Source organism: Streptococcus sp. HMSC034E03, assembly GCF_001811505.1.
Taxonomy (GTDB): domain Bacteria; phylum Bacillota; class Bacilli; order Lactobacillales; family Streptococcaceae; genus Streptococcus.
Genome location: NZ_KV804913.1, coordinates 1 through 5,300, shown reverse-complemented (window position 1 = coordinate 5,300; position 5,300 = coordinate 1). Strand labels below are relative to the sequence as shown.

Below are 5,300 nucleotides of genomic sequence, written 5' to 3'. Positions count from 1 at the left end.
GTAGGAACAGCTGAAATGATTAATCTTTGGGAACGTCCACACGTTAGATTGAAAGATTTACGAGGTGAAACTAAATTACACAACTACGCTACAAGTTTGACCTGGACAATTCCCAATGATAGCACAGGCAGCACTGGGTCCCTGAATGATTATTTTTGGTGGAGACAAGTTTTTTGGTCCAAAGCTAATAATCAATATGGATTCATCAAGGTGACAATATCAGATGAAGCAGACCAATTTTTGTATGGTGTTGAGACCTTTAAACGGTCGCTAGGTTCTGAATGTGAGTTTAATTTTTTAGCCAGCGACGGTCAAGGTGGATATAGGATTCTAAAGCGATGGAATTTTGATGGAACTACAACTGGAGATATCAATCCTTTTAGTGTAGCAAAAGGGTGGTCAGATTTAAAACGGAATGATAGCAAGGTACAAGTTTTTTATCAAGGATCATACTCTACTTTTATCATTCCAGAGATTGAGGGTAAAAAGTCTGCAAAAATTCACATTACAATTGGAGCGTACAGAGATAATCCAATCGTCTCTCACATGTATCTTGATGAATTGTACTACCGCAAAGATTTTGTCCCAACAACGAATGACATCCCCAATCGTTTTCCAATCGGATCGAATGTTCTAATCAATAGCGAAGATGACACGGTCTATATCGATGGGATTGCAAAAGCTAACGAGATTGTCGATGGGTCACAATGGTTGTCCATTCCTTCTGGTAAATCGAAATTAGAGCTGTACTTTTCTAGCTTCATTAAAAAACAACCGACAGTAACAATTGAATTTGAAGAAAGGTGGCTATAATGCTTTTAACGATTCACGATGCAACCTTGCAAAAGGTTGCTTTTGTTGATAATAGTAAGCAGAACACGCTTAATTATTATAACGATACATGGTCAAGAGACATGCCAACAGGAGCTTCAACTTTCGAGTTTACAGTCTTTAAGAAAGCAATTCAATCAGATACAGCTTCATCAAAGGCCTACCAGCATCTAAACGAACGTGGTTGGGTGTCATTCCGACACAATGGACGTACCTACCTTTTTAATGTGATGTCAGTGGAGGAAAATGAGCAGACAATCAAATGCTATTGTGAGAATCTCAATCTTGAATTGATCAATGAGTTAGTAAATCCTTACAAAGCAACGAGAGCAATGACTTTTGCAGAATATTGCAAAGAGATGGCTTTATTGAACTATGCCCATCTCACTATTGGAATTAACGAGACTTCAGACCAGCAACGCATCATTGAGTGGACGACACAAGAAACAAAACTTGCTCGTTTGCTTAATCTTGCGAAACAATTCGATGCTGAGATTGAATTTGACACACAATTAAAAGCAGATAGCACGCTTAAGAACTTTACTGTAAATATATATCACGAACACGACGATACACACCAAGGAATTGGTCGTATTAGGAATGATGTGGTTTTAAAATATGGTAAAAATATTAGCTCTATCACCCGGAAAGTGGATAAGACGGGTGTTTTCAATACAATCCGGCCAACTGGTAAAATGCCGACTGTCGAGGTTGAAGACAGCGGGGAGCGTCACGTTTCAAGTCAAAGAGTCAAAAATGCGGATGGTTCGACAACTGAAACGATCATTCGCACAGCATCTGATGGGACAAAGAGTAAGACTATTGTCCACACTAAAGTCACAAAACTGGCTGATAAAACACGCATTACAACGACTACCACAACTCGTTCAGATGGCTCTATTGAACAGACTGTGACGACCAGTAAGAAAGGCGGGCCATCTAATACTGAGAAACGAATCATAAAACCTCCTAAGAAAAAAGAGAAAGAAACCGAGCTGGAAAAAGAGGTTCTGACCATTGAAAACTTGGGAGAGTGGTCTATCAAGAACGAGAGGGGAGAATTAGAGTTTTACCAAAGAGGGCAACAACTGTATGCCCCGTTGTCCATGCAACTCTATCCCTCAACTTTTACTTCAGCAACAGCTGAGGACCAGTGGACAAGGCGAGACTTCGACTTTGATACAGACGAACCAAACGAGTTGCGACGTCTTGCTTACCTGAAATTAAAGCAACATTGCTACCCAGCCATCACATATGAAGTAGATGGCTTTGTGGACGTAGAAATCGGGGACACGGTCCAGATTTATGATGATGGATTTAGTCCAGCTTTAATAGTAAAAGCACGAGTTACCGAACAGAAAATCAGTTTTACAAATCCGGCAAGTAACAAAACCACTTTTGCGAATTTCAAGGCTCTAGAGAATAAGTTATCAGATGGCATTCAGGCTGCCTTTGAGCGACTTTTCGAAGCATCCAAGCCCTACACTATCAAACTAGCTACGGATAATGGTATCGCCTTTAAAAACGGTCAAGGTCAGACCATTGTGACTCCTACTTTGATGAAAGGTAATAAGGTTATCAGCAGCGGATGGCGTTGGGTCATTGATGGCGAAATCAAAGCCACAAGCCCTAGTTATATTGTCCGAGCCTCGGACATCAATCAAAAAATGGTATTGACGGTTTCGGCATGGGTTGATAACAAAGAGATAGCGTCTGAGCAGTTGACTCTTATCAATACGTCTGATGGTCTCCAAGGTCAAAAAGGGGACGCAGGACCGAAAGGAGACCCTGGTCCAAAAGGTGACCGAGGAGAAAAAGGCGAAAAGGGAGACCGTGGGCTACAGGGGCTCCAAGGCTTGCAAGGTCCAAAAGGTGACCAAGGTATCCCTGGAACTAAAGGAGCTGACGGCCGTACAACTTACACTCACATTGCCTACGCTGATACTATCTCAGGTAGTGGATTTAGCCAGACTAACGCTGACAAGGCCTATATAGGGGTCTATATTGATTTCAACTCAACCGACAGCGTCAATCCTGCTGATTATCGCTGGACGAGATGGAGAGGTTCAGATGGCTTAAACGGTAAGGACGGCCCTCAAGGTATTCCAGGTAAGCCTGGAGCAGATGGACGGACTCCATACTTTCACCGAGCCTGGGCTAACTCCGCTGACGGTCGTGATGGTTTCAGTACAACTGATAGCACGAATAAGCGCTATTTAGGGACGCTAACGGATTTCACTGAGGCGGATAGTCAAAATCCTGAACTGTACAAGTGGACAGCTCTCTTTGATAATGTTCAGGTAGGCGGAAAAAACTATATCAGAAATGCCTCATTTCTCTCTGGAGAGAATAAGTGGAGCAGAGCCTCTGTAAATGGATTAGCGTATAATTTCACTCATTCTGCAGCTAATAAGGGCAGGTCAGGCTTACATATGTTTAGCGAGAATGACACTGTTATTCCTCGCTGGAAAGGGATATATCAAAAAATTCCATTGTCTCAGCCGGCAGACACTCCGGTTACTGTTTCAGCATTGTTTGCGAAGGATGGGGCTCCTCAAGAGGCTCATATTGGAATCCATTTTATAAAAGATGGAGTCATCACCAGACAATCATGGCTTGATATACCTGTTTCCCAAATCAGCGATAAGTACCAACGTTTTTCTCTATCAGCAAAGCACAATATACCTTTTGATGAAATAACAGTCATGCTCTATGTTGGATATGACAAGATTGTCAATCTGTATGTTACAGACGTACAACTTGAAATCGGAAATGTAATGACTGATTTCAGATTATCAGACGAAGACGTGCAAGAGACCATCAACTCCAAGGCTGACCAAGGGCTGACTCAGGAGCAAATCAATGCGCTAAATGAAAAGGCTGGGATTATTCAAGCCGAGGTTGAGGCTAAGGCTAGTGCTGATGACTTAGATAACTGGATAAAGGCTTACAAGGACTTTGTTAAGGCCAACGAGACAGCGAGAGCACAAGCTGAGAAAGATTTGATTGCAGCTAGTCAGCGTGTCTCAAATATTGCCAAAGACTTGGGAGAATTATCTGACCGCTGGAATTTCATTGATAGTTATATGAGCTCATCAAATGAGGGCCTTGTGATTGGTAAGAATGACGGTAGCTCTAGTATGATGTTCAACCCAAACGGACGAATTTCAATGTATTCAGCAGGGATTGAGGTTATGTATATTTCTCAAGGTGTAATCCACATCGAGAACGGGATTTTCTCTAAGACTATCCAGATAGGACGATTTAGAGAAGAGCAGTATCATCTTAACCCTGACATGAACGTCATCCGCTACATTGGATAGAAAGGAGTAAAATGGCAAAGTTTAGTAATTCAAGTGGGAGCTTGTATCTCAATGTTTATGTAGAGCAGGGCTCTCAGAGTATCACGGCTAACACCTCAACTGTCAACTGGCGGATGACAGTTAGCCGTACAGGCGCCTACTACACTCATAACCATCAAGGAGACAGTACGTTGTCTCTCAATTTAGACGGCCGTAACGTGCATTACAGTTACCCGACGTGGGAGACCTCAGGCGAGGAGTACACTCTTGCTAGTGGCTCAAGTACAATCAGCCACAATGCGGATGGGACTAAGACGCTCCCTATCTCTTGTACGTTCAATCCTAACAATGGCTTGCATGGGACGATCACAGTCTCAGCAAGTCTCAGTCTGACAACTATACCACGCTCTAGCTCTGTAAGCGTGAGCCCTGGAGTTATTGGTAGTTCAGTTACTATCAATATTAACCGTCAAAGCTCAAGTTTCAAGCATACAGTGCGCTATTTATGGGCAGGTAAGTCAGGGACGATTGCAACGAATGTAGACACATCCACTAGCTGGACGATACCTCTTGACTTTGCAAACGACATTCCAAACTCGGCGAGTGGGACAGGGACTGTCTACGTAGATACCTATTCAGGTTCCACAAAGACAGGAACGCAGTCAACAACCTTGACGGCTAGCGTACCAGCGAATGTGAAACCCACATTTACAGGGATTTCACTGTCAGACTCGAATGGTGCAGCTCAAAACCTCATCCCAAACGGAAGCACGTTCATCCAGGTAATCTCTAACATCAAGGTAGCATTTAATGGCGCAGTCGGCTCTTATGGCTCATCCATTACTGGATACTATGCTGAAATTGTCGGCAAAAACCAGTCTACAAGCTCTAATGGCGGAAGTTTGGGCATTATGAATTATAACGGCACCATCAAAATCAGAGCAAGCGTCTCTGATAGCCGTGGCAGATGGTCGGATACTAAAGAGGTTTCCGTGACTGTGCTTGAGTATTTCGCCCCTGCTCTCAGCTTTAGTATTGCTAGAACAGGCTCAACCTCTAGCACCTTGACCGCTACGAGAAATGCCAAAATCGCCCCTCTGACAGTGGCAGGAAGTCAAAAGAACTCAATGACCTTGACTTTTAAAGTTGCAAGGCTTGGGACTACCA

2 protein-coding genes and 1 pseudogene are annotated in these 5,300 nt (G+C 43.1%); all 3 read left to right on the top strand.

Features of this window, described 5'->3' with window-relative positions:
• A pseudogene (locus HMPREF2805_RS00070) lies at positions 1-813 on the top strand (phage tail domain-containing protein); the annotation flags it as partial.
• Positions 813-4,154, top strand: coding sequence for a phage tail spike protein (locus tag HMPREF2805_RS00065; RefSeq protein WP_075230937.1), 3,342 nt, complete (start codon positions 813-815; stop codon positions 4,152-4,154). The pseudogene HMPREF2805_RS00070 and the gene HMPREF2805_RS00065, both read left to right, overlap by 1 nt.
• 11 nt (positions 4,155-4,165) lie before the next feature.
• The coding region (locus HMPREF2805_RS00060) for a DUF859 family phage minor structural protein (RefSeq protein ID WP_222563417.1) at positions 4,166-5,300 on the top strand (1,135 nt) is incomplete at its 3' end.